23 protein-coding genes and 2 pseudogenes are annotated in these 24,753 nt (G+C 51.3%); 5 read left to right on the top strand and 20 right to left on the bottom strand.

Features of this window, described 5'->3' with window-relative positions:
* Positions 1–268 precede the first annotated feature (268 nt).
* From IEX86_RS18420 to ttcA, 6 genes are all read right to left on the bottom strand, one after another.
* On the bottom strand, positions 269–589 hold the full coding sequence (locus IEX86_RS18420) for a hypothetical protein (protein WP_188867609.1): 321 nt from the start codon (positions 587–589) through the stop codon (positions 269–271).
* Positions 590–661: 72 nt separating this feature from the next.
* Positions 662–1,210, bottom strand: coding sequence for a C40 family peptidase (locus tag IEX86_RS18415; RefSeq protein WP_188867608.1), 549 nt, complete (start codon positions 1,208–1,210; stop codon positions 662–664).
* 71 nt (positions 1,211–1,281) lie between these two features.
* Positions 1,282–1,926, bottom strand: a complete 645-nt coding sequence (locus IEX86_RS18410) for a C40 family peptidase (RefSeq protein WP_188867607.1) — start codon at positions 1,924–1,926, stop codon at positions 1,282–1,284.
* Between the two features lie 70 nt (positions 1,927–1,996).
* Complete coding sequence (locus IEX86_RS18405; protein ID WP_188867606.1) at positions 1,997–2,758, bottom strand: NAD-dependent protein deacylase; 762 nt, start codon at positions 2,756–2,758, stop codon at positions 1,997–1,999.
* Complete coding sequence (locus tag IEX86_RS18400; RefSeq protein WP_188867605.1) at positions 2,758–3,429, bottom strand: DNA-3-methyladenine glycosylase I; 672 nt, start codon at positions 3,427–3,429, stop codon at positions 2,758–2,760. The genes IEX86_RS18405 and IEX86_RS18400 overlap by 1 nt, the downstream gene beginning before the upstream one ends.
* A 15-nt stretch (positions 3,430–3,444) precedes the next feature.
* On the bottom strand, positions 3,445–4,269 hold the full coding sequence (gene ttcA, locus IEX86_RS18395; protein WP_188867604.1) for a tRNA 2-thiocytidine(32) synthetase TtcA: 825 nt from the start codon (positions 4,267–4,269) through the stop codon (positions 3,445–3,447).
* Positions 4,270–4,369: 100 nt separating this feature from the next.
* Between ttcA and IEX86_RS18390 the strand changes: the two genes are divergently transcribed.
* Together IEX86_RS18390 and IEX86_RS18385 are read left to right on the top strand one after the other, a co-directional pair.
* A complete protein-coding gene (locus IEX86_RS18390; protein ID WP_188867603.1) occupies positions 4,370–4,987 on the top strand; it encodes a DNA-J related domain-containing protein in 618 nt (205 codons plus the stop codon).
* A 76-nt stretch (positions 4,988–5,063) separates the two neighbouring features.
* Positions 5,064–5,564 carry a SprT family zinc-dependent metalloprotease gene (locus tag IEX86_RS18385; protein ID WP_188867602.1) on the top strand — a complete coding sequence of 167 codons (501 nt, stop codon included), beginning with the start codon at positions 5,064–5,066 and terminating at the stop codon, positions 5,562–5,564.
* 52 nt (positions 5,565–5,616) lie between these two features.
* Here the strand turns inward: IEX86_RS18385 and IEX86_RS18380 are convergent, their stop codons facing one another.
* Positions 5,617–6,936, bottom strand: coding sequence for a dicarboxylate/amino acid:cation symporter (locus tag IEX86_RS18380; RefSeq protein WP_188867742.1), 1,320 nt, complete (start codon positions 6,934–6,936; stop codon positions 5,617–5,619).
* 486 nt (positions 6,937–7,422) lie between these two features.
* Between IEX86_RS18380 and IEX86_RS18375 the strand changes: the two genes are divergently transcribed.
* Entirely contained in the window at positions 7,423–8,130 is a 708-nt protein-coding gene (locus IEX86_RS18375) for a 4'-phosphopantetheinyl transferase family protein (protein ID WP_188867601.1), read from the top strand.
* A gap of 45 nt (positions 8,131–8,175) precedes the next feature.
* Here IEX86_RS18375 and IEX86_RS18370 read toward each other — a convergent pair whose 3' ends face one another.
* From IEX86_RS18370 to IEX86_RS18335, 9 genes and pseudogenes are all read right to left on the bottom strand, one after another.
* Positions 8,176–8,391, bottom strand: coding sequence for a hypothetical protein (locus IEX86_RS18370; RefSeq protein ID WP_188867754.1), 216 nt, complete (start codon positions 8,389–8,391; stop codon positions 8,176–8,178).
* A gap of 200 nt (positions 8,392–8,591) precedes the next feature.
* Positions 8,592–9,203, bottom strand: coding sequence for a tRNA-uridine aminocarboxypropyltransferase (locus IEX86_RS18365; protein ID WP_188867600.1), 612 nt, complete (start codon positions 9,201–9,203; stop codon positions 8,592–8,594).
* Positions 9,204–9,252: 49 nt separating this feature from the next.
* Positions 9,253–10,203: pseudogene (locus IEX86_RS25810) on the bottom strand (methyl-accepting chemotaxis protein); the annotation flags it as partial.
* A gap of 339 nt (positions 10,204–10,542) precedes the next feature.
* Positions 10,543–10,818 (bottom strand): annotated as a pseudogene (locus IEX86_RS25805) (PAS domain-containing protein); the annotation flags it as partial.
* 96 nt (positions 10,819–10,914) lie between these two features.
* Positions 10,915–11,814 (bottom strand): LysR family transcriptional regulator, encoded by a 900-nt coding sequence (locus tag IEX86_RS18355; protein ID WP_188867598.1) that lies wholly within the window; start codon positions 11,812–11,814, stop codon positions 10,915–10,917.
* Positions 11,815–12,354: 540 nt separating this feature from the next.
* Positions 12,355–13,536, bottom strand: a complete 1,182-nt coding sequence (locus IEX86_RS18350) for a vWA domain-containing protein (RefSeq protein ID WP_188867597.1) — start codon at positions 13,534–13,536, stop codon at positions 12,355–12,357.
* 24 nt (positions 13,537–13,560) lie between these two features.
* On the bottom strand, positions 13,561–13,935 hold the full coding sequence (locus IEX86_RS18345; protein WP_188867596.1) for a GFA family protein: 375 nt from the start codon (positions 13,933–13,935) through the stop codon (positions 13,561–13,563).
* A gap of 9 nt (positions 13,936–13,944) precedes the next feature.
* Positions 13,945–14,793, bottom strand: a complete 849-nt coding sequence (locus IEX86_RS18340) for an AAA family ATPase (protein WP_188867595.1) — start codon at positions 14,791–14,793, stop codon at positions 13,945–13,947.
* Positions 14,794–14,853: 60 nt separating this feature from the next.
* The gene (locus IEX86_RS18335; RefSeq protein ID WP_188867594.1) at positions 14,854–15,918 is read right to left on the bottom strand and encodes an AsmA family protein; all 1,065 of its coding nucleotides are present in this window, start codon (positions 15,916–15,918) and stop codon (positions 14,854–14,856) included.
* Positions 15,919–16,045: 127 nt separating this feature from the next.
* Here IEX86_RS18335 and cysK point away from each other — a divergent pair, with 127 nt between their 5' ends.
* Both cysK and IEX86_RS18325 read left to right on the top strand, forming a co-directional pair.
* Complete coding sequence (gene cysK, locus IEX86_RS18330) at positions 16,046–17,020, top strand: cysteine synthase A (RefSeq protein WP_188867593.1); 975 nt, start codon at positions 16,046–16,048, stop codon at positions 17,018–17,020.
* A 126-nt stretch (positions 17,021–17,146) separates the two neighbouring features.
* Positions 17,147–18,430 (top strand): NAD(P)/FAD-dependent oxidoreductase, encoded by a 1,284-nt coding sequence (locus tag IEX86_RS18325; protein WP_188867592.1) that lies wholly within the window; start codon positions 17,147–17,149, stop codon positions 18,428–18,430.
* Between the two features lie 48 nt (positions 18,431–18,478).
* On the opposite strand, the gene IEX86_RS18320 is transcribed toward IEX86_RS18325, so the two are convergent.
* The 4 genes from IEX86_RS18320 to clpX form a co-directional block, all read right to left on the bottom strand.
* The gene (locus IEX86_RS18320) at positions 18,479–20,341 is read right to left on the bottom strand and encodes a SurA N-terminal domain-containing protein (protein WP_188867591.1); all 1,863 of its coding nucleotides are present in this window, start codon (positions 20,339–20,341) and stop codon (positions 18,479–18,481) included.
* Between the two features lie 193 nt (positions 20,342–20,534).
* A complete protein-coding gene (gene hbs / locus IEX86_RS18315; protein WP_188867590.1) occupies positions 20,535–20,807 on the bottom strand; it encodes a non-specific DNA-binding protein Hbs in 273 nt (90 codons plus the stop codon).
* Between the two features lie 134 nt (positions 20,808–20,941).
* The gene (gene lon, locus IEX86_RS18310) at positions 20,942–23,341 is read right to left on the bottom strand and encodes an endopeptidase La (protein ID WP_188867589.1); all 2,400 of its coding nucleotides are present in this window, start codon (positions 23,339–23,341) and stop codon (positions 20,942–20,944) included.
* A gap of 129 nt (positions 23,342–23,470) precedes the next feature.
* Positions 23,471–24,751 carry an ATP-dependent Clp protease ATP-binding subunit ClpX gene (gene clpX, locus IEX86_RS18305; RefSeq protein WP_188867588.1) on the bottom strand — a complete coding sequence of 427 codons (1,281 nt, stop codon included), beginning with the start codon at positions 24,749–24,751 and terminating at the stop codon, positions 23,471–23,473.
* Between the last annotated feature and the right edge of the window lie 2 nt (positions 24,752–24,753).

Here is a 24,753-nt window from a genome sequence, read left to right as displayed (position 1 = left end):
CCACTGCATTGGGACGACAGCTGCGATTCAACTCGCCACGATAAAGGCCACACACAGTGTCTGCAAGCCGGATAATATTAAAATGAACCTGCTAGTCTACTTTTAGCATTGAGGCCTTCTATTCAATGCTTATCCAAAACCTTTACGTATTGCTTACGTAACCCAGCTACCTGAATGCGTCACCCCGTACGGCTACGGATTATTACTGTCGCGCAGTAACAGCCCCTGACTAAACGTAGCTATACGAGACGCCTTGTTTATCCAGATATTATCGCTTGGGTACAAAGCCGTCTGGTTTACGTGACAGCCACTCCACAAACGTACGTATCCGCTCATCCTCCATGAGGCGCTCACGGTTGTTATAGGTAAGTGCCAGTTCTTTCTCATCAAACGTGGCATGAATGTGGTTATGGCACGGGCGACACACCCATAGCGTTGCCGTAATACGCTCCGTACGACCGAAGCGCTTTTGCACGTAAGGTTTGTCATGCAGAGACTTGGGAATCAAATGATGCCGAGTTAGCGAAGCCTTTCGCCTGCAAAGCTCGCAGGTGTCAGGCTGAGGCGGTAATCGAATAGCATCTGGCATGAACAGAGAGAAAAGTGTGTGTTTATATCAGATTCGACTCGCCTCTCTGGAGTTCAAAGCCCCTTGCTGAGATCAGAGGCGTCCTCCAGCAGAACTGCTGGCAAGGTTAGGTGCGACCAGTACACGTTTGGCATCAAGGTAAGATTTTTGCCAGTAATGGGTACTGAGGCTGTCCAGCCTGACTGTCCCCCCAGTACTGGGAGCATGCACGAAACGCCCTTCGCCTACATAGATACCGGCATGGCTGACCTGCTTGCCTCCGGCCGTTGCAAAGAAAATGAGATCACCGGGCTGCAAGGCTGACTGGGAAATGGACGGCGTATCCAGACTGATCATTTCCCGTGTAGACCGTGGCAAGCGGATTCCCATCACGTCACGGTACACAAAGTTGATCAGACCGCTGCAATCGAATCCGCTATCCGGTGTGTTGCCACCATAACGGTAAGGCGTTCCCACAAGTCCTAGCACACGAAATAAAACATCATCAGCCGCCTGAGCGTTGGCATCAAGCTGAACCCTGGAAACAGGTATTGGCGCAGGGGGTGACGGAGGTGGAGTGCCAGCACATGCGGCCAGCAGAATGGTAAGAGCAGTTAGTACGATACGAGCCAAAGCAGGCATAGGACAATCCATTCACTCTTGCATTCCGCCTGATCGCGCAGCGTTGATCGCACTACGCGATCAAAGCCCCGTTAGCGCAATATGCGCTTTCCTTCGAGGAAGCTGACCTTCCAGTAATGATCTTCAAGACTGTCGACACGAACGCCGCCGCTACGATGGCTGGAAGAGTGGATGAACTTCCCCTCACCCATGTAAATAGCCGTGTGGCTGACACGACCTCGGCCATTGCGATTGAACAGCAGGATATCGCCAGGCTGCAGGTCGTTCTTGCTTACAACCGGCACATCGAGATCAATGATCTGACGGGTAGAACGGGGCAGCTGGATACCGGCTTTTTCGCGGAAGACGTAATTGACGAAACCACTGCAATCAAAGCCCTTGAGAGAACTGCCGCCTGTACGATAAGGCGTTCCAACAAGCTCTTCGGCACGCGTGAGAATGCTATCGGCCAGGGTAGGCATCGGTTGCGTAGAACCGACTTCATGCTCCCAATTCAAAGGTTGGCGGGATGCATGAGTGCCACCTCGGATAGCTTTGGCAGAGAGCCAGTGAATCGGCTTACCCGATTGCTTACCCTCAACGGCGCCTGATTGCTCTTGGGCCGAGGCTAAAGGTTGTGCCTGTTCAGGCTTTTGTTGTTGTGGAGTGTTGGCGCAGGCCGCCAGTAACGCAATAAAACTTAGGGGCACGAGGGGTGCTAAGCGAGTCCGTAGCATGGGCACGACCGTGTCGAAATTCAAAAGTTGCGACACTTTGCCGGTTAGTCCGCGAACAGGCAAGATTTTTTTAATCGGGCATGTGACTTAAAATAATCGATAAAACGTCTACGGCCCTTTCCTGGAGCCTGACGGTTACCGATGCACTTAAATCGGTCATCGTTGGATTGATCTCAGCGACGAAACCGCCGTCGTTGAGTGTCTGCAAGGCCGGCTCGATGATGTAGGGAAAACTTGCCGTAGTCCCAATGAGCAAAACAACCTCATAGCCTATAGCATTCTGCTGTACCAAAGTGGATACCGCCTTAGCAGGTAACGCTTCTTCAAACAGCACGACAGGCGGTCGTAAAACGCCCCCGCAACGGTCACACCGGGGTGGCAGAGAATGCGTGAGTTTTTCAGCAACAGGAATATTGCCAATCTCACAGGCTGAGCAAACCAGTGGCCCCATCTCACCATGGATTTCTATTACCCGGTCCATGGGCGAGCCCGCACGACGGTGAAAGCCATCGATGTTCTGGGTTAACACCCAACAGTCGGGTTTGCGTCTTTGCAGCTCAGCAATAGCATCATGGCCTGCATTGGGCTGTGCATTCAAACAAGCCCTGCCCAACTCCGCCAGGTACTTCCAACAGACGTCCGGCCGATGTCGAAACATCGTACCGGAGAGCGCAGCCTCGATCGGAATACCCTCCTCGGTCTTTCCGTTATACAAACCATTCAAACCACGGTAGGTGGGCAGCCCAGAATCTGCCGAGAGTCCAGCGCCTGTAATCACAAGAATACGTCGGGCGCTTTTCAGCGCCTGGGCGATCTGCCTTACCTTATCCATCAATGATTTACCGTCTGCGCAAGCATGACTGACAACTGACACAACGGACGATTGCTTTCCGCTTGCCACTGATTGAAAGCGGCTTGCATGGCAGCTCGATCGCGCTGATTGGTTGGCTCCTTATCAAGGATCTTCTGAGCCTTGAGCGCCGCCACAACGTCCTGTGTGGCCACAAACGTATCCTTGCCCGCCATCCTTAGAAAGCGAGGCGCAGAAAGACCACCTAACTGACTGCCTCGTTTGAATAAAAGCTGCCACAGCCCCACGATATCATCCGCAGGCCAATCCGCCAGGAATTGGCCAAAGCCACCATGCTCACGCTGTATGTCCAGAATGAACTGAGCATTACGCGGCACGCTCTTCAGCTTGCCTAGATGCCGGATGAGGCGCGTGTCCTGCATGAGCCGCTCCAACCATTCGCCTCCCATCAAGACGACTTTCTCTGGATCAAAACCAAAGAAAACCTCTTCAAAGGCAGGCCATTTCGCGTCGACCAGGCTGTGCTTGAGACCTGCACGAAAAATTCGCCGAGTCATTAGGGACAGATAACGATCAGCCGACACTCCAGCCAGCGATTCAGCCGATGCAGGCTGAGGCAGTATCGCCTCGAGGGCTTGGGCGGATCCGAAGCGGTTCAGGCAGAACTCATGGAGCCAAGCATAATCACGCATGGAAAACAAACAACCTTAGAGATTCATAACGTCCAGAAAACGCGGCGTAGCGTCTTCATCAATGCGCAGGTTCACAAAATCGAACAAATTACGGTCAGCCAGCTGCGAAGGAACTACATTTTGCAGAGCCCTGAACATAATTTCAGTCCGTCCTGGCGTCTTGCGATCCCATTCCTGCAGCATCTCCTTCACGACTTTACGCTGCAAGTTTTCCTGGGAGCCGCATAGATTGCATGGAATGATCGGGAACTGTCTGAGTTCTGCGTAGGCCTCAATATCCTTTTCACTGCAATAGGCAAGCGGACGGATTACAACATTGCGCCCATCGTCTGCCAGCAATTTAGGCGGCATGGCCTTGAGGGTTCCGCCATGGAACAAATTAAGGAAAAAGGTTTCTACTATATCGTCCCTATGATGGCCAAGAGCCATCTTAGTCGCTCCAATTTCATCGGCATAGGTATAAAGCGTTCCGCGACGCAGACGCGAGCAAAGCGAGCACGTCGTTTTGCCTTCAGGAATCTTTTCCTTGACGATCGAATAGGTATCTTTTTCGATGATGTGATACGCAACACCGATAGATTCGAGATACGCCGGCAACACATGCTCGGGAAAACCCGGTTGCTTCTGGTCCATATTGACCGCAACGATCTCGAATTTGATAGGCGCGACCTTTTGCAGGTACAGCAATACGTCAAGCATGGTATAGCTGTCTTTACCACCAGACAGACAGACCATGACCTTGTCGCCATCTTCGATCATATTGAAATCGGCGATGGCTTCGCCAGCCAGACGTCGCAGACGTTTCTGGAGCTTGTTCTGATTGACAGAAAGGGTGCTCATGGATGAATCCAAATCAGGAAATGCACGAAAAGGACTATTTTACGCGTAAAGCTCGGTTTCCCCTACCCTGCTCTGCACAACCCGCTTATTGGTATGGGCCATGACTGCTTTTCACTCAGCCCCGAATGAAGCGCTCATTCAACAGCTACATGCATTACTCAAATCAGCGCCTGCGGGCCTGTCTGAATATGACGTCATCCAACGATTAAGAGCAAACAAATCGCCCTTTGTGCCTCAGGAGCCATTACTGGATAAGTTGGTGCTGTTTCGCACTCATTTTATCTTGTTCAATGCGCTGTATATCTTGCGTGACCGGCTCTGGGCTGACGCCAGCGCTCACTTAGAAATTCATGCCCTGCGCATCCAGCTGCAGGACTATCGCCGTGCCAAACCCGGTCTGATCGTAGCGGACCCGCTGCGTAGTTATTATCTGGATATTGAACAGCTCGATACAACAACACTGGAGGACGTAGAGGCATTACTGGAAAGCTTCTGGACGCGCCAGAATGATGAGGGTGGCATCAAGTCTGCGCTTGCGCTACTGGATCTGGATGAGTCCGCGTCGTACTCAGCCATTCGCCATCGATACCGGCAATTGGTTAGCCGTAACCATCCAGACCGGGGAGGCTGCACCGCAACGTTACAGTCTCTTAATGGCGCAATGGAGGCGCTCAGGCAACGCCATCAGCGCAATGAAACTGAAGCTCTCAGTAAGTAGGCCGCTTGCCTGTTAGCGGCTCGCTTGGGCAGCTAATATGCTTTGACGCATAATAGGCTTGATACGGAGAATGCGAATGTCTCAAGCCTTACTCGCTCGTGTCGAAGACTGCTATCAGCTGGCCGAGCATTTTTTCAAAAAATCGTTTATTCGTCCCGATGTAAGCCTTCGTCTGCGAGGACAGAAAGCCGGGGTTGCACACCTGCAGGAAAACCGGCTGCGCTTTAATGAAGCGCTTTACAAGCAGAATCAGGAGCACTTTCTAAAGCATACCGTTGCACATGAAGTAGCTCATTTGGTGGCGCACCAGCTATTTGGTAGCCGGATAACCCCACATGGCAAAGAATGGCAGCTGATCATGCAAGGGGTCTATGGTTTGCCGCCTAGCAGATGTCATACCTATGAAATCGAGCGCCCTGCGCGCAAGGTCTATCTTTACCGCTGTGGCTGCCCGGAAAGCACACTTTCCTTTACCGCACGCCGTCATAGCCTGGTTAAAAAAGGGTATCGCTACGCCTGCCGTCGCTGCCAGAGTCCATTAATTTATACAGGGCAGACACGGCTCGATAATAACTAGCAAAAAGCAATAAAAAGCCCCGCCTAGGCGGGGCTTTTTATTGGGACTGGAATCAGGCCACCTTGTGGGCTTCTTCTTCCTCGATACGCGTTGGGCCATTGGCCAGCTCGCGGTGCAGTTGGCCCTCATCCAGCTGGTTACACCATTTGGCAACCACAATGGAGGCGACACCATTACCTACCAGGTTGGTTAACGCACGCGCTTCAGACATGAAGCGATCGATACCTAGAATCAGAGCCAAACCTGCAACAGGCAAGTGACCTACCGCGGACAAGGTTGCAGCCAGAACAATAAAGCCACTGCCTGTTACACCTGCCGCACCCTTGGAGGAGATCAGGAGCACCAGCAACAGCGTAATCTGGTGCATGATGTCCATATGCGTATTGGTAGCCTGAGCGATGAACACAGCAGCCATGGTCAAGTAGATGGAAGTACCATCCAGGTTAAATGAGTAACCTGTGGGAATTACCAGACCGACTACCGACTTCTGCGCACCCAGCTTTTCCATCTTGGTCAACATGCGAGGCAGTGCAGACTCAGAGGAAGATGTGCCCAGCACGATCAGCAGCTCTTCACGAATGTATTTGATGAACTTGATAATGCTGAAACCGTGCGCGCGGCAAATGGCACCCAGCACGATGAGCACGAACAGTACGCAAGTGACGTAGAAACACAGCATCAGCTGACCAAGCTGAACGAGCGAGCCCACACCATACTTGCCGATAGTGAACGCCATGGCACCAAAGGCGCCAAGCGGAGCCAGCTTCATGATCACGTTGATGATGTTGAAGAAAACGTGAGAGATGCGGTCAATAAAGTTGAAGATCAGCTCGCCCTTCTCGCCCATGCGATGCAGTGCATAGCCGAATAAAACAGCAAAGAACAACACCTGTAGAATTTCACCCTGAGCAAAGGCATTAACAACTGTTGATGGAATGATATTCATCAGAAATTCAACAGTGCTTTGCTTCTCGCCCGCAGCGGCATAGGCAGCAATACTCTTGGTATCCAGGGTAGCAGGGTCAACGTTCATGCCGGCACCAGGCTGGACAACGTTCACGACAACCAAGCCAATGATCAATGCAATAGTCGACACAATTTCAAAATAGAGCAGCGCATAACCGCCGGTTTTACCAACGGCCTTCATGCTCTGCATGCCGGCAATTCCCGTTACTACGGTACAGAAGATAATCGGTGCGATCACCATCTTGATCAGCTTGACGAAACCATCACCTAGCGGCTTCAGAGCAGCACCGGTATCCGGGTAAAAGTGACCAATCAAGATACCGATAGCAATGGCTACCAGAACCTGAACATACAAGGACTTATACAACGGGGGTCTTGCAGCAGAAGGCACTGCAATCGTTTCCATTTTTGCTGTCATGGGAATCATTCCATGGTGCTTACGCTTACATCCATGCAACGCGTAAAGCCAATCGCGTTCTGCCCCTCATCCAGGGAGCTTTTGTTGTGGACTAAGGCCATGCCTAGATCTTGCAAGACATAATGCAAGCCATGTGCCACCTAAAACCAAAAAATAAAACCCTTTATTTTTCAAATAGATGCATTATAAATTTTTTAAAAAATGGATTTAAAGGGCGAATATTCGCCTGAGATGGCGGTTTTCCCCCAACACTGCTCGGGTGGAAAACCGCCACATTGTTATGGCTTCACTTATGATTAAAATTTTTGGCGAAGTCGTTACACCGTGCGCTGGGTTTAAAAGCCTGTGAGATTGGCCTTGCTCCCATAAAGAAGCCCACCGACGAGCACAGGCTATGTGTGAACAGTCATCAGGCACTGAAGACTAACGACGGCAACCCTTGGCGGATGGTCTACAGCGCGGCAGAATGCCGTTATGAATGAACACTACCCTGGCGATATTTTTCCCACTGCTTATTGGCCGTTTCCGATCGAGCGGCGGGGAATGGCGCTCTACTCCACTCGCTTTGTTCCTACCCCACTGGCTGCCGAGGATTTCGGTTGCCTAGACATGGCGTCACCCGCCTCACTGTTAAAAGCAATACCGAAGCGGCAGACAGAATTTCTGGCTGGCCGTTTGTGCGCCCGCGCGGCATTAGCCGAAATGACAGGCGCAGCGCAAACGCCTCTTGTTGGCAAGGATCGTGCGCCTGTCTGGCCAAGGGGTTTTTGCGGCTCCATTACTCATAGCCACGGTTGGGCAGGAGCAGTAGCGGCCACACTGGAGGATTGGCAAAGTATTGGACTGGATGCCGAAACGTTATTGGCCCCAAAACGGGCGGCAAGGCTAGCCAGTGAAATCCTGACTGCTCATGAACAGAAAAGCCATGAGGCTGAAACAGCCTTCTACATCACAGCGGTTTTTTCGCTCAAGGAAAGCCTGTTCAAAGCCCTGTATCCCCTGACAGGCATACGCTTCTACTTCCAGGATGCGGAGCTGGCAGAGTGGGACCCGTCAGGCTATGCCCGCCTGCGTATTATAAAGACGCTCTCACCTCAGTGGCAGCACGGCCAAGAGCTTGAAGCGGTACATATACTTGAAGAAGATCGCTTTCTAAGCATGATCCGGGTACCTGCACCATAATAAAAAAGCGGAGCTTAGCTCCGCTTTTTCATCGTGACTTGCCTTTCACATCATCATGCTACGGGCATCAGCCACAGGCGCCGGTGGAATGGGATCAGGCACCGTAGGCTCGCCAGGCTCAACGGGTTGCGATGGCGGGGATATCGGCTCAGTCGGCACACCGGGCTCAATAGGTTGATCGCCACCCATCCATACTGGAATGAATGCCAGAATGGTTTCGTCCTCCTCCACCTGTCGTACTACTTGGATACTCAAGGTCATAGCTTGCTCTCCTCCTCGACCGGTATTACCGGATTCATCCGGGCTGTAACAAATAGAGCCCTGCAAAACCTGGAAATTCAGAAATTCCGGTGAATGGTTGTTTTTTCACGCTGGGGGTTAGTGAGCCTACAAGCCTTGGACGGATTAGAGGCCTTGTTTGACAAGAGCATGCCTACGCAGGATGTCGGGCGCATGACAACCTAATGATGATGTCCCTTCAGTGCATGATTTTTTGCAAACACATCCTCACCCATCGCCTCTATCTGCCTCTCGATCAGCGTCTCGAAAGGCGCAAGTAATGTATCGAAGCACGTAGGCGGTTCTAGCGTGTTCAAAGCTGTCACAATGGCCTCGATGGTCGAAACTGCGCCAGGAGCGGGCGCCTTTCGGAGGCGATAACGCGACGACAGGCCACTAGGCAAACTAACCCGAGGTAACGCTGCCACCAGAGGATTGAGGTGTAACAGCTTGCGTGCCTTCCGCCATGTGCCATCAGGCACAACAAGCAGGGGCTTTCCAGATAACCCGTGCTTTTGTTTCACCTGTTCAAGGGTTCTGGCCTGATCACCAGGAAACAGCAGCCATGGGGCATAACCTGCCCAGTGAGTTTCGATATCATCAAAATGTTCGCCAATAAGCAACTCACTATTTATCAGTCCCAGGGCTGCCAGGCGCGCTGTATTCAGGGCGTGCCGGGTTTCATCGGGATGCTGCAGGATCAGTATGCGAGTCGCGCTGGAAAGTCTTGGAACAAGATGGCATAAACAATGGCTTTCTGGACGCTGGCATGCAACACAACGTGGACGGGGCATACAACCTCTAGGTAGACCGATAGCAGATACCAGTCTACCTCAAGCCCTCTTAGCGGTTGAAACGCTCAGCCAGATCGCTTAGATACACAGCCATTTGCTCAAGCTCACCACTCAACGCAGCACCTTGTTGTGACTGCTGGGTACTTTGATCAGACAGTTCAGCAATACGGGTAATCTGCTGATTGATATCCTCGGCCACATGGCTTTGTTCCTCTACCGCCGTGGACATCTGCTGACTCATGGCCGTGATCCGTATGACCGCCTGGCTGATTCCTTCAAGCGCCTCACGTACAGCCGCCGTATGCTCTTCGCTCTGCCGTGACGCCTCTTCACCTTTGGCTGCCGTAGCAACTGCACGCTGCGCACCTGAGCGCAGATTTTCAATAATCTGGTGAATCTGCTGGGTAGAATCGCGTGTACGCGACGCCAGGGAGCGGACCTCATCTGCAACAACGGCAAATCCACGACCCGCTTCACCTGCCCGGGCAGCCTCGATCGCAGCATTAAGCGCCAGCAAATTAGTCTGTTCGGCAATGGAGGTAATCACGTCAGCAACGCTGCCAATTGACTGCGTTGAATCAGCAAGCTCCCCGACTGCCTGTCCAATTTCGCTCACGGCGCCAGCCAATTGTCTCATTGAAGCCAAACTTTCGTCCGCCACGTCACGGCCATGCAGGGCTAACGACTCCGCTTCGCCAGCAGCCTGTGCTGTCTGGTTAACATTTTGCGAAACCTCCTGAATGGTGGCTGCCATTTCGTTGATTGCGGTAGCAGACTGGTCGGTCTCGCTACGCTGGCGTTCAAGAAGATCAGCCTGTGAACGTGCCAGGCGCAGCGACTCTTCTGCTTTGCCCTGTACGCTTTTACCTGTATCCACCAGACGTGTCAGTGCCGTTTGCAGGCGCGACTCCTGACTCTGCAAGGCAAGATCCATCTGACCCGCCGCACCGAATTGATTACTGTATGTGGGCGCTACAATAGCACTGGTGAACATCTTCGGATTGGCCCCGAAGATCTTCTCGATAGCCCAGCGTTGACGCTTGAACTGCCAAAAGGTAATACCCAGCGCACTAGCAACGATGACACTCGCCTGAGCGATATCATTAAAATAGAAATGCCCCCCAAGAATTACAGCGCCGCTAAACAGCGTCGGCCATGCAATCTTGCCTGCATGCTTTATGGCTTCAGTAACCGGTACTGCACGCTTGCCCTCACGCAGCCGCGCATACATAGCCTCAGCGCGTCGAATCTGCTCGGCTGAAGGTAGTACACGTACCGACTCGTAGCCTGCAATTTGACCGCTTTCCCAGATCGGCGTGACATAGGCGTTAACCCAGTAATAATCGCCATTCTTGCATCGATTCTTGACGATGCCCATCCAGGCCTTGCCTTGCTTGAGGGTATCCCACATATGGCCAAAAACGCTTTCTGGCATATCTGGATGACGCACCAGATTATGCGGACTGCCAATAAGCTCGTCACGAGTAAAACCACTTATTGCTATAAAAGCATCATTGCAATAAGTAATCTGTCCTTTGAGATTCGTCGTTGAAATAAGACGCTCACTTTCCTTGAATGTACGAGCTTGTTGTGTCACTGGCAGATTTTTGCGCATGGCAGAGAAGCCTTCTGAATCCTTAAATAAATGACGTCCTTTTCAAATGATGGCAATTGGCACCCATATATTAGTTGTCATCAATTTTAACGTCGTTTATTTATCGGCACGCCGCATATGAGCTTTAAGAATTCTTTGAAATGTTTGGATTAAACTTTCTCGACTTCGGCCCCGACGAAAAATAAGTGAGAACGGCGCTTGATAGCCGAACATTGCTGGTTGTAGGGCACGTAACCGACCCTGATTTACCCACGCATGAACATAATGCTCGGGCAAATAACCTATATAAGCCCCTGAAAGAATTAATATTAACTGAGCCTCCATACTTTCAACTGTGGCAGCACTCTCCTTAAATCCATGCCGAGCCAGTTCAGCCTGACTCCAATATCCTCTTCTTACCATTCTCTGTTGTGTAATAAGCTCTTCTGGGATATGCCGCTCCTTGAATAAAGGATGCCGGTCACTGCAATAAAGCCAATGTTGTTCGCGATAAAGCGGTTGATAAACCACACCGTTCATTCGGGCAGAAAACGCACCAATAGCAAGATCCAACCGGTTCTCAAGAATGGCTAGCTGAAGGTCATAGGGACTCATGACAGTCAGATGGATATGTACTGCGGGGTATTCTCCTGTGTAGGCGCCAATCACATCAGCTAGCGACACGGCAGGCTCGTTAGCTAATGAGTCCAGCATACCTAGCTTGAGCGTACCGCTCAGCTCCCCCTTGAGTGATGCGGCATATCGTTCGAAACCCTCCATCTCGCCCAGGATTCTTAGCGCTTCCTGATAGAACATCTCACCCTTGCTGGTCAGTCCAAACCCACCTCGCCCTCGATGGCACAACGAAATACCCAACTGGCTTTCCAGCTGACTCATGTAGGTGCTTATGGCTGACGTGGAGAGGTTCAATTCGCGCTGCGCTGCCGCGAACCCCTGGCTCTGGACGACAGTAGCGAAAATTTTAAGCAATCGAATATCGTGAAGGGCATTGGCCATGGACAGAATCCGTTGTCTTCTTTTATCCAGCCTATCCGATAGTTTAGAAATCCCTTAACTGATTTTGCATGTGCCGATTTTTCAGGCTGCATTTCCTTCACACCATCAGGCCATCGCTTCACAGGCAGGGTATCGATTGTGCAGAAAAAGCTTTATCGCCCTCTGGGTGGCAACGAGAGACCTCGCTTTGCAGGCGCCGCCTCTGTCACCTTGAATCGCTTGATAGACTTGACGCAGCCTCCGTTCACCTTACCCGAGCGGGTCAGAGCAATAGAGGCAAGCATAGAAATTATTCTGGCTCTTTGAAATAGCCATGGAGACGGCAGGAACAGCACACCGTTGCACTGCTGGGTATAGGCATTTATACGCAGACTTCATCAAGCTTGCCCAAGGTTTTGGGCTACGAGGCGTAAAGATATTTGATTATCAACATCCGAAGCCATTGCTTCCTAAAGCGCCACCAGGCAGGCCTTTTTCAGAATAGAAATTACTAAAGTCCCGCCTTTACTCCTTGCTGATCAGAGGCTCTCACAGCGGACTTTACCCACGGGCGAGATAACGCATCCCCTCCTCCAGACCTTCTAGAGTCAAAGGGTACATATGGTCCTCAACCAGCTCACGAGTGATCTGGATAGAAGACGTATACTCCCAGGCGCGGCGCGGATAAGGGTTGAGCCAGATAATCTTTCTGAACTTGTTCTTGAAGCGCTCCATCCAAATGGACCCAGCCTCCTCGTTCCAATGCTCCACACTGCCGCCGGGCTGAAGAATTTCATAAGGGGCCATGGAGGCATCACCTACAAATACAACCTTGTAGTCATCACCATAACGATGAAGAAGATCCAGCGTAGGTGTAAGTTCGCTCATACGGCGCTGATTATCCTTCCAGACAGCCTCATAAACGAAGTTATGAAAATAGAAATGCTCTAGATGCTTGAACTCGGTACGGCAGGCCGAAAACAGCTCTTCACAGACCTGAACGTGCATGTCCATCGAGCCGCCGATATCAAGCAGCAGCAGAAGCTTTACTGCGTTGTGGCGCTCGGGCCGCATGCGAATATTCAAAAGCCCTGCATCACGCGCGGTATGGTCAATAGTGCCTTCAATATCAAACTCATCTGCCGCTCCCTCCCGGGCAAACGTGCGTAGACGCCGCAGGGCGATATTGATATTCCGGCGTCCCAGTTCCGCCTGACCATCCAGATTACGATACTCACGTTGCTCCCAGACCTTGACAGCCCTCCCTTGTCGCTCGCCTGCATCACCTACTCGAATACCTTCAGGGTTGTACCCCCCTGAACCAAATGGGCTGGTACCGCCTGTACCAATCCATTTATTGCCTCCAGCATGCCTGCCTTTCTGTTCAGCCAATCGCTGCTTGAAGGTTTCGATCAGTGTATCCAAGCCACCTAGCGACTGAATCTGCGCACGCTCCTCTGGCGTAAGTGAGCGCTCGAATGCCTTACGTAGCCATTCCTCAGGAATCAGTACCTCCAGCGCCTCGTCAAGGGACTGCAACCCTTCAAAGTACATCGAAAAAGCCTTGTCGAAGCGATCGAAATGACGCTCGTCCTTGACCAGTATCGTACGGGCCAAAAAGTAAAAGGCATCCATATCCGCAAATACGATACCCTCCAGCAGCGCCTCATGCAGATCCAACAACTCACGCAGGGAAACAGGAATTCGCGCAGAACGCAGCTCATGGAAGAGATTTAGCAGCATTGGATATCCCCGTCTGAAGCAAAGCTACTCATGACGAGCCGGATCTCGATACCATGCCGCCTGGACCTCGGTATAGATCTCGTCGACAGGCAAGGCACCCAGTGCAGAGTCCAACGAGCCTAACGCCAATCCCAAGGTTTCCCGTCCATCCCTCAAAAATTGCAGATTTGATCCGCACCGCCTGCAAAACGTCCGGACCACTTCAGGAGAAGAGCGATAAGCCGCAACATCGGTCTCCCCGGACGTAAAGCGAAAGCTGTTTTTAGGCACCGTCGTATAGGTGGCAAAAGCTGCTCCGTGGGCTTTGCGACACATAGAACAGTGGCAATGCGTGGCTTTCTCAAGCAAGGTGTCGACTTCATAAGTCACCGCACCGCATAGGCAGCTACCCTTGAGCATAAGGCCTCCTTATCGATAGCCATTTCGTCGTGTCATGAAGGCCAGACGCTCTAGCAGCTGAACATCCTGCTCGTTCTTGACCAAGGCCCCCGCCAGAGGCGGGATAGCCTTTCGAGGGTCTCGCTCATGCAGGACCGCCTCACCCACGTCATCGGCCATCAGCAGCTTCAACCAATCAACCAGTTCTGACGTAGAGGGTTTTTTCTTAAGTCCAGGTACCTGCCGGATATCAAAGAAGATCTCCAGGGCCTCATTAACTAACGTCTGGCTGATGCTTGGGAAGTGCACGTCTACAATACGCTTCAAGGTATCGCGATCAGGGAACGCAATATAATGAAAGAAGCAACGACGCAGGAATGCATCAGGTAGCTCCTTCTCATTATTGGACGTAATAATGATTATGGGACGGTGCCGGGCACGAACCGTTTCGCCGGTTTCGTACACATAAAACTCCATACGATCCAGCTCCTGCAGCAAATCGTTTGGAAATTCAATGTCCGCCTTGTCGATCTCATCGATCAGCAGAACGACACGCTCCTGCGCATCAAATGCTTCCCAGAGCTTACCTTTCTTGATGTAGTTAGCGATATCATGGACTTTATCGACACCAAGCTGGGAGTCACGCAAGCGGCTGACGGCATCGTACTCGTATAGCCCCTGATGCGCTTTCGTAGTGGACTTGATATGCCAAGTGATCAAACGTGTATCAAGTGCTTGAGCCAACTGCTCCGCCAGTAACGTCTTGCCTGTACCCGGCTCCCCTTTCACCAGCAGCGGACGCTGCAGGGTAATCGCAGCGTTTACAGCCAGCTGGAGATCAGCGGGCGCGACATAATCCGCCGTACCTTCAAATTTCATCAGTGACCCTCAGGCTTGATCAATATCAGATGATAATAGGCATTAAGCGTACTCGATACACTAACCCCGATCTTCATACTGAGCACTGAATGCCTGTATGAAGGCGTTACGCAAAATCGAAAAGAACGCTTGCAGCGGATTGATATTTTGCTGCTTGACGCTGCCCTGCAACTCAACACGGGTTGCAAATTGATCCTTACGCTGGTTTTTCAATAAGGTCTGGCTACCGCCTACTACGGCTTCCCAAAGCCCACGGAAAAAGCCTTTGTCTTTATTTTCAACATCCTGGCGCCAGTCGAAGACATCCACATTTTTAAACAATGGCTTGATGTAACCACTGAGCTCTCCGTTATTAGCCTTGGCATCGATTACCAGATCACCGCTACCGGACTTAAAGTCAAACTTGCCATATGCCTTGGCAAAATCATTGATTTTAGGTAGGTCCACCTGGGTTACGCGGAGTCGAAACAAAAAATCGCTGAAGTCACTGAAAGGGTCAAACTCTGCCGACGCTTCCAACGGTGCGTTATCCAATACCGTGGCCTTACCTTCAAAGCGCGCCACCCGCTTGCCCTGCGCATCGGCTGCATTGGTTAGGTTATAAAGACTGGCGTTTACCTGGGTTGCCTGCAGGTTAACTGGCGGCGATGAGCTGAAGTTGCGGAAACTGAGCTTACCATCCTCAACACGAACCTCGTTCAAAGTAATCGAAACGATCTTTTCCAGCTGAGCACGCCAGTCTGTGCCCTCACCTGTTTGTGAGGACTTAGGGTCATCCCCCCCATCGACAAAATTGAGCTCAGGCCGCTCGAAAATGATCCGACCGACAATGGCATGGTCCTTCCATAATGCTTGTCCACTTACGGCAATGTCTATACTAGGCGCGTCCAGAAACGGCACAGGCACCTTGCCTGTCACCTTCTCGATCCTGAGTCCATCAATACGGTAAGCACCGCGCCACCACGCCAAATCGACATCTGTAATATGGCCCCGGTAGTCACCCATGTCAGCCAGCTTGGTATTGAGGTAATGTCGTATGACATAAGGCAGTGCAAGCTGCACGACGATCAATAGGGCAACTATGCTCAAGAGGATAAGTGCAGGTGTTCGATAGCGCAGCTTCATGGCTCGGTTCCCTTTGGCATGTCTTTCATGGACCGACCATGCCAGCGTCAGTTTCCTCAGGCTGGACGCCCTGGCTCCGTAGCCTTAGGCTGAACCCATATATGTTGACCCACAGAGGGATCTTTAGATGAGCCGAATTTTTGCTGATAACGCACAATCCATTGGCAATACACCTCTGGTGTACATCAACCGCCTTGGGCCTAAAGGGGTCACTATTCTGGCCAAGATCGAGGGCCGTAACCCAGGCTATTCAGTGAAATGCCGAATCGGCGCCAATCTTATCTGGGATGCAGAGGCCAATGGCAGGCTTAAGTCCGGCATGACGCTCATTGAGCCTACCTCAGGCAATACGGGTATTGGCCTTGCCTATGTAGCAGCTGCTCGCGGCTACAAGCTCATCTTGACCATGCCCGCCTCTATGAGCCTGGAGCGACGCAAGGTTCTTAAAGCGTTGGGGGCTGAACTGATACTGACAGAACCGGCCAAGGGCATGAAGGGTGCCATTGAAAAGGCCAAGGAGATAGCTGAAAGCGACCCTGCTCGCTACTTTATGCCTCAACAGTTCGAAAACCCTGCAAATCCGGCCATTCATGAGAAGACCACTGGCCCGGAAATCTGGAATGATACTGACGGGGCTGTCGATGTACTTGTTTCAGGGGTTGGTACTGGCGGCACCCTGACTGGTATTTCTCGCTTTATCAAAAACACCAAGGGCAAGCCTATCCTTTCGGTCGCTGTAGAACCGGAAAGCTCACCCGTCATTACTCAGACTATGGCAGGGCAGGAAGTCAAACCTAGTCCTCATAAAATTCAAGGTATTGGCGCAGGCTTCGTGCCCAAAAACCTTGATCTCTCCATGGTAGACCGAGTGGAGCGGGTCAGCGATGAGGAGTCCAAGACCATGGCTCAACGCCTCATGCGCGAGGAAGGCATCCTGTGTGGTATCTCATGCGGAGCTGCCATGGCAGCTGCAGTGCGTCTTGCTCGCGAGCCAGCGATGCAAGGCAAGACCATCGTTGTCATCCTGCCTGACTCAGGTGAGCGCTACCTTTCCACTATGCTCTTCGATGGTCTGTTTGAAGAACAGGAAACGGTTCAGTAAGACTACCCGGCTCGCCATCCAGGCGGGCCTTTTGTTTTTCCCTGCCCTACTTTTGACTGCTAGAACGGCATCAGCAGCTGAGCTACTATCGTGCCAAGCGTAAAAAATTTCACACAGGGAATGAATATGCCGAACACCCCTTACCCCAGCTCCTACTATGCGGCCTCTGCTCATCCTGCTCCTCAGCGTCCTGTGCTGGAGGGTGAACGCATCGCTGACGTTTGTATCATTGGCGCTGGCTATACCGGCCTCTCAACGGCTATTGCATTGCTCGAAAGAGGCTACAGCGTTGTTATTCTTGAGGCTGCCAAAGTGGGTTTCGGGGCTTCCGGGCGCAATGGCGGTCAGATCGTCAATAGCTATAGTCGAGATATAGACGTTATCGAGCAGACTCTGCCTGCTAAAGAAGCACACCTAATTGGTCAAATGGCATTCGAGGGGGGCCGCATCATCAGGGAAAGAGTGGCCCGTTACGGCATTCAGTGTGATCTCAAGGATGGCGGTGTATTCGCAGCATTCAACGCCAAGCAAATGCACCATTTGGAAGCCCAACAGACATTATGGGCCCGTTACGGACACCAAGAGTTGGAAATGCTGGATAAGGCTGCTATTGAGCAGGTTGTGGGCACCCATCGTTATACGGGTGGCATGCTGGACCGTAGCGGCGGCCATATCCACCCGCTAAACCTTGCCCTAGGTGAAGCAGATGTCGTCGAATCATTAGGTGGGACCATTCACGAACATACTCCGGCCATTCGAGTTGAACGCGGCGCCAAACCCGTTGTGCATACCAACCAGGGATGTGTGAAAGCTACCTATGTTGTGGTGGCAGGTAACGCCTATTTGGGTAACCTCATTCCAGAGCTGGCAGCCAAGTCTATGCCCTGTGGAACACAAGTAATTGCTACCGAACCGTTATCCGAGGAAATGGCAAAACGCCTATTGCCGCAAGACTACTGCGTCGAAGATTGCAATTATCTGCTGGATTACTACCGTCTCTCAGCTGATCGCCGGTTAATCTATGGCGGTGGCGTCATATACGGTGCGCGTGATCCAGCCGATGTCGAGAAAATCATTCGGCCTAAACTAGCGAAAACGTTTCCTGAGCTGGCTAACGTTAAAATTGATTATGCATGGACTGGCAACTTTCTATTAACGCTTTCCCGCCTCCCTCAGCTAGGTCGACTGGGAAACAATATTTATTATTCACAGGGTTGTAGCGGTCACGGCGTTACGTTTACCCATCTGGCCGGCAAAGTGCTCGGCGAGGCATTGGCAGGCCAGGCAGAACGCTTCGATGCATTCGCCCAACTACCTCACTACCCCTTTCCTGGCGGTCGCCTGTTTCGCATTCCTTTCACCGCTATGGGGGCTTGGTATTACGATATCCGGGATAAATTCAACGTTTAAAAAAGAAACCCCGCTAAAGCGGGGTTTCTTTTATTTACGATTTAGAAATCAAAGATTCTTGATCTCTGCGTTGGACTCCAGCGCACGACGATAGGCAGCAAAGTCCTCCTGACCACTACGTGAAGAGAGGAATCGGCGATACATGGCCTTCTCCTCATCCGTAAAGGTCCCTTGAGGAACGCTAACGCCTGTCAGGCGAATGACCGTGTAAGTACCATCAGCCAAATTGACACCCGCATAAGTAGGTGTGGAGTTGTCCCCTGGCTTATTCATACGGAATACCTGCTGAAGAACCAAAGGCTCGACACCCTCTTGGTTACGGGTAGCAGCCTCGACAACTTTCCAGCCCTTGATTGTATCAGCCTTGCCTGCTTTCAGATCAGCAATTAGCGCCTCGCCTTGCTTACGAGCCATGTCGGCCACTTTTTGCTTGGTCAGCGTATTTCGAATATTATCCTTAACATCATCAAAGCTCTGCTGAGCAGGCTTTCGGTGCTCCTTGACACGCAAGATTACGGCAGTCTCGTCGTCTAACTGGATAGCGTTGCTATTAGCACCATCTTCCAAAACTTCAGGACTAAAAGCTGTCTGGATAACCTGGCGATTGGCAGTAATACCTTCATCACTACCCTCACGTCCGAACGGCTTACTGGTTTGTACCTTCAAGCCCTGCTCCTGTGCAGGCTGACTCAGATCAGAAGCCTCGAATGCGGAGCTTTCAAGCGTACGGATAGCCTCTACAAACAGGCGATCAGCCTCACGAGCCTTAAGCTCAGCTTCAAGACGTGGCTTCATGCTTTCCAAAGAAGGAGCTTTGGCTTCCTGAACACCTAAAAGCTTGATCAGATGCCATCCAAACGCCGAGCGTACCGGGGCAGAAACATCTCCCTTGTCCAAGCCATACAAGGCGTCTTCAAAGGCTGGATCATAAACCCCACGACCTGCGTAGCCTAGTTCACCGCCCTTATTGGCTGAGCCAGGATCCTGAGAAAACTTCTTGGCTAAAGCAGCAAAGTCTTCGCCCTTATCCAAACGAGCCTTGATCTCATCAACCTTGGCTTTGGCTTGCTCATCGTTCACCTTATCGTTTACTTCGATAAGGATATGAGCCGCGTTACGCTGTTCAGACAAATTAGCTGTTTCGGACTGATAGAGTGCTTGTAGATCTTCAGCCTTGATTTGCGCCTTGTCTGCAAATGCGCCTTTTTTCAATTCAATGTAATCAATAACTACCTGGTCAGGCGTCATGAGCTCACTACGATGGTCATCGTAATAGCTCTGTAGTTCATCGTTGGTCAGCGTAACTTTCGAAGCGTCGGCCTTCACCACATGGGTTGCGAAGTCACGGGTTTGACGCTCCAAAGCCGCAAATGCATTTAACTCAGCATCCGTTACAAAGCCAGTGCCTGCAATACCGGCGCGCAATTGGCCCATGAGCATCTCTTGCTTCAGCATCTCGCGGAACTGAAGACGTGAGTAGCCCATTTGAGCAATGGTCTGATCAAAACGCTGAGCATCGAATTTTCCGTCAATCTGAAACTCGGGTGTCTGGAGAATAAGCTGATCCAAGGCAGCTTCAGAAAAGGCGAACTTATTTGTCTTAGCATCCTGAAGCAGTAATTGACGCTCAGTCAGCGCCTTTAAGGCCGCGTCGCGTAATCTGCTTTCATCCAAGAGAGCAGGATCAAAATTAGGACCTAGACGTTGCGCCAGAGAGCGACGTTGCATCTCTACAGCCTGATTGAGATCGGTTTGGCGTATTTCCTCACCATTAACCAGTGCTACAGCACCTTGGTGGCTACTGGCACGAATAATTGCCTCGAATCCGGTCAATGCCATTAATAGGATAATGACGCCAATAATGACCTTGGCTATCCAGCCTTGTGAATGTTCCCTGATGTTCTGCAGCATGCGCCCCCCCAAACGGCTGCATCTGGCCAAAGGCTAGGCAGCATGGGTGAATTGCGAATAGAGAAAAGGCGCATCAGAGGATGCGCCTTCTGTTAAACGGGGCTTTGGCGAGTCTTCGTGCGGAATGAACCAAGCGGTATCACGTGCTAAAACTCAACAGACAAACGCCTGTTGAACCAAAACCCTTAAGCACTCAGTTCACAGCATCCTTGAGCGCTTTGCCGGGCTTGAAACCGGGGATCTTGGCAGCTTCGATTTCAATCGGCTTACCAGTTTGCGGATTGCGGCCAGTGCGCGCTGCACGCTCTTTGACAGCGAAAGTGCCGAAACCGACAAGCACAACCGGATCACCGCTCTTCAGGGCATCAGTGATAGATTCGATCACTGCGTCCAAAGCGCGTCCAGCTACAGCTTTCGGGATATCAGCAGATGCAGCAACGGCATCGATCAGTTCCGACTTGTTCACTCTAAGTCCCCTTGTTCATTTCTGATAAGAATATATTACGTGTGTAGGCAAAAATGGGTGCTGTGAAGCATACCTGACACTTAAAAGAGCCGCTTTATATCAAGGGCTCGAAAAAAGTGTCAAGAAAGCTCTGGCTAGTGCGTGCTAATTCGTTCTTTTGAATCCTGCTCGCGCTTTTCTTCATTCGTGACTATTTCAGGAGCCGCATCTGGCAAGGGCTCCGGCGCATATTGCAACGCAACCTGGAGGACCTCGTCAATCCATTTGACAGGCTTAATCACCAAATCGGCCTTAATATTGTCTGGAATGTCGCGCAGATCGCGTACGTTTTCCTCTGGAATGATAACCGTACGGATTCCACCACGGTGAGCAGCCAGTAATTTCTCCTTCAAGCCACCAATGGCAAGCACCTGACCACGTAGCGTGATCTCACCTGTCATGGCCACATCAGCGCGTACTGGAATCTTCGTAGCAGCCGATACCAGTGCAGTACACATACCAACCCCTGCACTCGGGCCATCTTTGGGCGTTGCACCTTCAGGTACGTGAATATGAATATCATGCTTCTCATGGAAGTCTTTAGTGATACCCAAACTCTTGCCACGGCTACGTACAACCGTTAGTGCTGCTGTAATGGATTCTGCCATTACATCACCCAGCGAGCCGGTCTTGATCAGCTGCCCTTTGCCGGGCACTACTGCCGCCTCGATTGTCAGCAACTCACCACCTACCTGAGTCCAGGCAAGACCTGTCACTTGTCCAATCTGGTCCTGCTGCTCTGCGAGACCGTAACGGAACTTGCGTACGCCCAAGTAATGCTCAAGCGTCTCACTGCTTACTACCGCCTGCTGAGATGCTTTTTCCTTCGCATGCTCCTTAACGATCTTGCGGCAGACTTTAGCCACCTGACGCTCAAGACTACGGACACCTGCTTCGCGGGTGTAATAACGCACCATATCTCTTAGAGCAGATTCGTCAAAGGTTACTTCGGTTTTTTTCAAACCGTTGGCTTTAACCTGCTTGGGTATCAGGTATTTGGTCGCAATGTTGACCTTTTCGTCTTCCGTATAACCTGGCAGGCGAATCACTTCCATACGATCCAGCAGCGGTGCTGGAATATTCATGGAGTTGGCCGTACACAGGAACATGACGTCGGACAGGTCGTAGTCAACTTCCAGATAGTGATCATTAAAGTTATGGTTCTGCTCTGGATCCAATACTTCCAGCAAAGCAGAAGCAGGATCACCACGCATGTCGTTACCCATCTTGTCGATTTCATCAAGCAAGAATAATGGGTTACGCACACCAACCTTGGTCATTTTCTGAATCAACCGACCCGGCATGGAGCCAATGTATGTACGGCGATGACCACGAATTTCAGCCTCGTCACGCACTCCACCGAGCGCCATACGAACAAATTTCCGGCCTGTAGAACGTGCAATGGACTCAGCCAAAGAGGTTTTACCCACGCCTGGTGGACCTACCAAACATAATACCGGGCCGCGCACTTTCTTAACTCGCTTCTGGACAGCGAGGTATTCAAGGATGCGCTCTTTGACCTCTTCAAGACCGTAATGATCTTCATCAAGAATGTCTTCGGCCTTGCCAAGATCCAAACGAACCTTACTCTCAGCCTTCCATGGGACATTAACAAGCCAGTCAATGTATGAGCGTACTACAGTAGCTTCCGCAGACATTGGAGACATCTGCTTGAGCTTGTTCAGCTCAGCGGTGGCCTTAGCCAACGCTTCTTTGGTCAGCCCCGCATTATCGATACGCTTCTTCAGGTCATCGATTTCGCTATGACCTTCGTCGATATCACCCAGCTCTTTCTGGATGGCCTTCATCTGCTCGTTTAAGTAGTACTCGCGCTGGCTGCGTTCCATCTGCTTCTTGACGCGGCCACGAATACGCTTTTCAACTTGCAATAGATCAATTTCTGCATCCAGCAACGCGAGAACATGCTCAACGCGCTCAGCCAGATCCACAATTTCCAAAATTTCCTGCTTCTGCTCAAGCTTGAGAGCCATATGAGCAGCCATCGTATCGACCAGGCGACCTGGATCGTCGATACCATTAAGCGAAGACAATACTTCCGCGGGCACTTTTTTGCCGAGCTGGACATACTGCTCGAATTGGCTCATCAGACTACGAACAAAAACTTCCGATTCGCGGTCTGGAGCCTCGGTATCTTCGATTAGCTGAACTTCAGCGCGAGAGTAACCTTTCGCCTCTACAAAACGCTCAATGTTGCCACGCTGCTCACCCTCTACCAGGACTTTAACTGTGCCATCAGGAAGTTTAAGCAGCTGCAAGACGGTGGCGACTGTACCCATACGGTACAAGCCATCGGAATCTGGATCATCGTCAGTAGGATTCTTTTGCGCAAGCAGCAGAATCTGCTTGTCGCTGGCCATGGCAGCTTCCAGGGCCTCAACAGATTTTTCACGCCCAACAAAGAGCGGAATTACCATATGCGGATACACCACTACATCACGCAGTGGCAAAAGAGGCAATTCAATCGTTTTATTCATGGTTTCAGCTCTTGGCATTCGACTGGCCGCATAAGCACGACCGTAAGGCATGTTTTTCTAACATGCGGCCTAATCGATCAGAAAACAAGGCTAACTAATGCGAAGGGGCCCTCAAGGGCCCCTTTTCATTTATGCATCCGGTGCCGCTTTGACCGGGTCGTTGTTTTCATAAATCAACAGTGGCTGGGAGGCGCCTTCGATAACGCTCTCGTCAATAACGACTTTGCTAACCTCCTTCTGAGAAGGGATCTCATACATCGTATCGAGTAGAACGCCTTCTAGGATGGAGCGTAGACCGCGAGCGCCTGTTTTACGTTCCAGCGCCTTACGGGCTACTGCCTTAAGGGCATCTGGACGGAACTCAAGATCTACCTCTTCCATTTCGAAGAGCTTGCCGTATTGCTTGGTCAATGCGTTTTTGGGCTCGGTCAGAATCTGCATAAGAGCAGCTTCATCAAGTTCATCCAGCGTCGCAATCACAGGCAAACGGCCTACGAACTCAGGAATAAGACCAAACTTGACCAGATCCTCGGGTTCGGCTTCACGAAGTGACTCGCCGATTTTCTTACCCAACTCCTGGCTACGCACCTCGGCATTAAACCCAATTCCACCTGCCTTGGTGGAGCGGCTCTGAATGACCTTCTCCAGACCGGCAAATGCACCACCGCAAATGAACAGAATGTTACGCGTATCCACCTGCAGGAATTCTTGCTGGGGATGTTTGCGCCCACCCTGGGGAGGTACAGAGGCTACGGTGCCTTCGATAAGCTTGAGCAACGCCTGCTGTACACCTTCACCCGACACATCGCGGGTAATAGAGGGGTTATCAGACTTACGCGAAATCTTGTCTATCTCATCGATATAGACAATACCCATCTGGGCTTTTTCAACGTCATAGTCGCATTTCTGCAACAGTTTCTGAATGATGTTTTCAACATCCTCACCCACATAACCTGCTTCGGTTAGCGTAGTGGCATCTGCAATGGTAAACGGTACGTTCAACAAGCGCGCCAGCGTTTCAGCCAGCAACGTCTTACCAGAACCCGTAGGCCCAATAAGCAGAATATTACTCTTGCCTAACTCAACGTCATCTTTCTTTTCACGTTGGTTTAGGCGCTTGTAGTGGTTATAAACCGCTACAGCTAATACTTTTTTGGCACGTTCCTGACCAATCACGTACTGATCAAGAATCGTACTGATTTCTTTAGGTGCTGGAAGTTTATGTGCACTGTTCTCGGCCTGGGCTTCCTGTACTTCCTCACGGATGATGTCATTGCACAGGTCGACACATTCATCGCAAATAAAGACTGAGGGACCGGCAATCAACTTACGCACTTCATGCTGGCTCTTGCCGCAGAAAGAGCAATACAACAGCTTGCCGTTGTCGTCACCGTTGCGAGTATCTGTCATTC

It is taken from the genome of Pseudomonas asuensis, from assembly GCF_014646755.1.
GTDB classification, from domain to species: Bacteria; Pseudomonadota; Gammaproteobacteria; order Pseudomonadales; family Pseudomonadaceae; genus Chryseomonas; species Chryseomonas asuensis.
The sequence above is the reverse complement of the archived record's forward strand: the minus strand, read 5'-3'. Positions and strand labels throughout refer to the sequence as shown.

Coding starts and splice junctions, on each gene's coding strand:
- IEX86_RS18420 (WP_188867609.1), bottom strand. CDS start 589: ATGCCAGATGCTATTCGATTACCGCCTCAGCCTGACACCTGCGAGCTT.
- IEX86_RS18415 (WP_188867608.1), bottom strand. CDS start 1,210: ATGCCTGCTTTGGCTCGTATCGTACTAACTGCTCTTACCATTCTGCTG.
- IEX86_RS18410 (WP_188867607.1), bottom strand. CDS start 1,926: ATGCTACGGACTCGCTTAGCACCCCTCGTGCCCCTAAGTTTTATTGCG.
- IEX86_RS18405 (WP_188867606.1), bottom strand. CDS start 2,758: ATGGATAAGGTAAGGCAGATCGCCCAGGCGCTGAAAAGCGCCCGACGT.
- IEX86_RS18400 (WP_188867605.1), bottom strand. CDS start 3,429: ATGCGTGATTATGCTTGGCTCCATGAGTTCTGCCTGAACCGCTTCGGA.
- ttcA (WP_188867604.1), bottom strand. CDS start 4,269: ATGAGCACCCTTTCTGTCAATCAGAACAAGCTCCAGAAACGTCTGCGA.
- IEX86_RS18390 (WP_188867603.1), top strand. CDS start 4,370: ATGACTGCTTTTCACTCAGCCCCGAATGAAGCGCTCATTCAACAGCTA.
- IEX86_RS18385 (WP_188867602.1), top strand. CDS start 5,064: ATGTCTCAAGCCTTACTCGCTCGTGTCGAAGACTGCTATCAGCTGGCC.
- IEX86_RS18380 (WP_188867742.1), bottom strand. CDS start 6,936: ATGGAAACGATTGCAGTGCCTTCTGCTGCAAGACCCCCGTTGTATAAG.
- IEX86_RS18375 (WP_188867601.1), top strand. CDS start 7,423: ATGAATGAACACTACCCTGGCGATATTTTTCCCACTGCTTATTGGCCG.
- IEX86_RS18370 (WP_188867754.1), bottom strand. CDS start 8,391: ATGACCTTGAGTATCCAAGTAGTACGACAGGTGGAGGAGGACGAAACC.
- IEX86_RS18365 (WP_188867600.1), bottom strand. CDS start 9,203: ATGCCCCGTCCACGTTGTGTTGCATGCCAGCGTCCAGAAAGCCATTGT.
- IEX86_RS18355 (WP_188867598.1), bottom strand. CDS start 11,814: ATGGCCAATGCCCTTCACGATATTCGATTGCTTAAAATTTTCGCTACT.
- IEX86_RS18350 (WP_188867597.1), bottom strand. CDS start 13,536: ATGCTGCTAAATCTCTTCCATGAGCTGCGTTCTGCGCGAATTCCTGTT.
- IEX86_RS18345 (WP_188867596.1), bottom strand. CDS start 13,935: ATGCTCAAGGGTAGCTGCCTATGCGGTGCGGTGACTTATGAAGTCGAC.
- IEX86_RS18340 (WP_188867595.1), bottom strand. CDS start 14,793: ATGAAATTTGAAGGTACGGCGGATTATGTCGCGCCCGCTGATCTCCAG.
- IEX86_RS18335 (WP_188867594.1), bottom strand. CDS start 15,918: ATGAAGCTGCGCTATCGAACACCTGCACTTATCCTCTTGAGCATAGTT.
- cysK (WP_188867593.1), top strand. CDS start 16,046: ATGAGCCGAATTTTTGCTGATAACGCACAATCCATTGGCAATACACCT.
- IEX86_RS18325 (WP_188867592.1), top strand. CDS start 17,147: ATGCCGAACACCCCTTACCCCAGCTCCTACTATGCGGCCTCTGCTCAT.
- IEX86_RS18320 (WP_188867591.1), bottom strand. CDS start 20,341: ATGCTGCAGAACATCAGGGAACATTCACAAGGCTGGATAGCCAAGGTC.
- lon (WP_188867589.1), bottom strand. CDS start 23,341: ATGAATAAAACGATTGAATTGCCTCTTTTGCCACTGCGTGATGTAGTG.
- clpX (WP_188867588.1), bottom strand. CDS start 24,751: ATGACAGATACTCGCAACGGTGACGACAACGGCAAGCTGTTGTATTGC.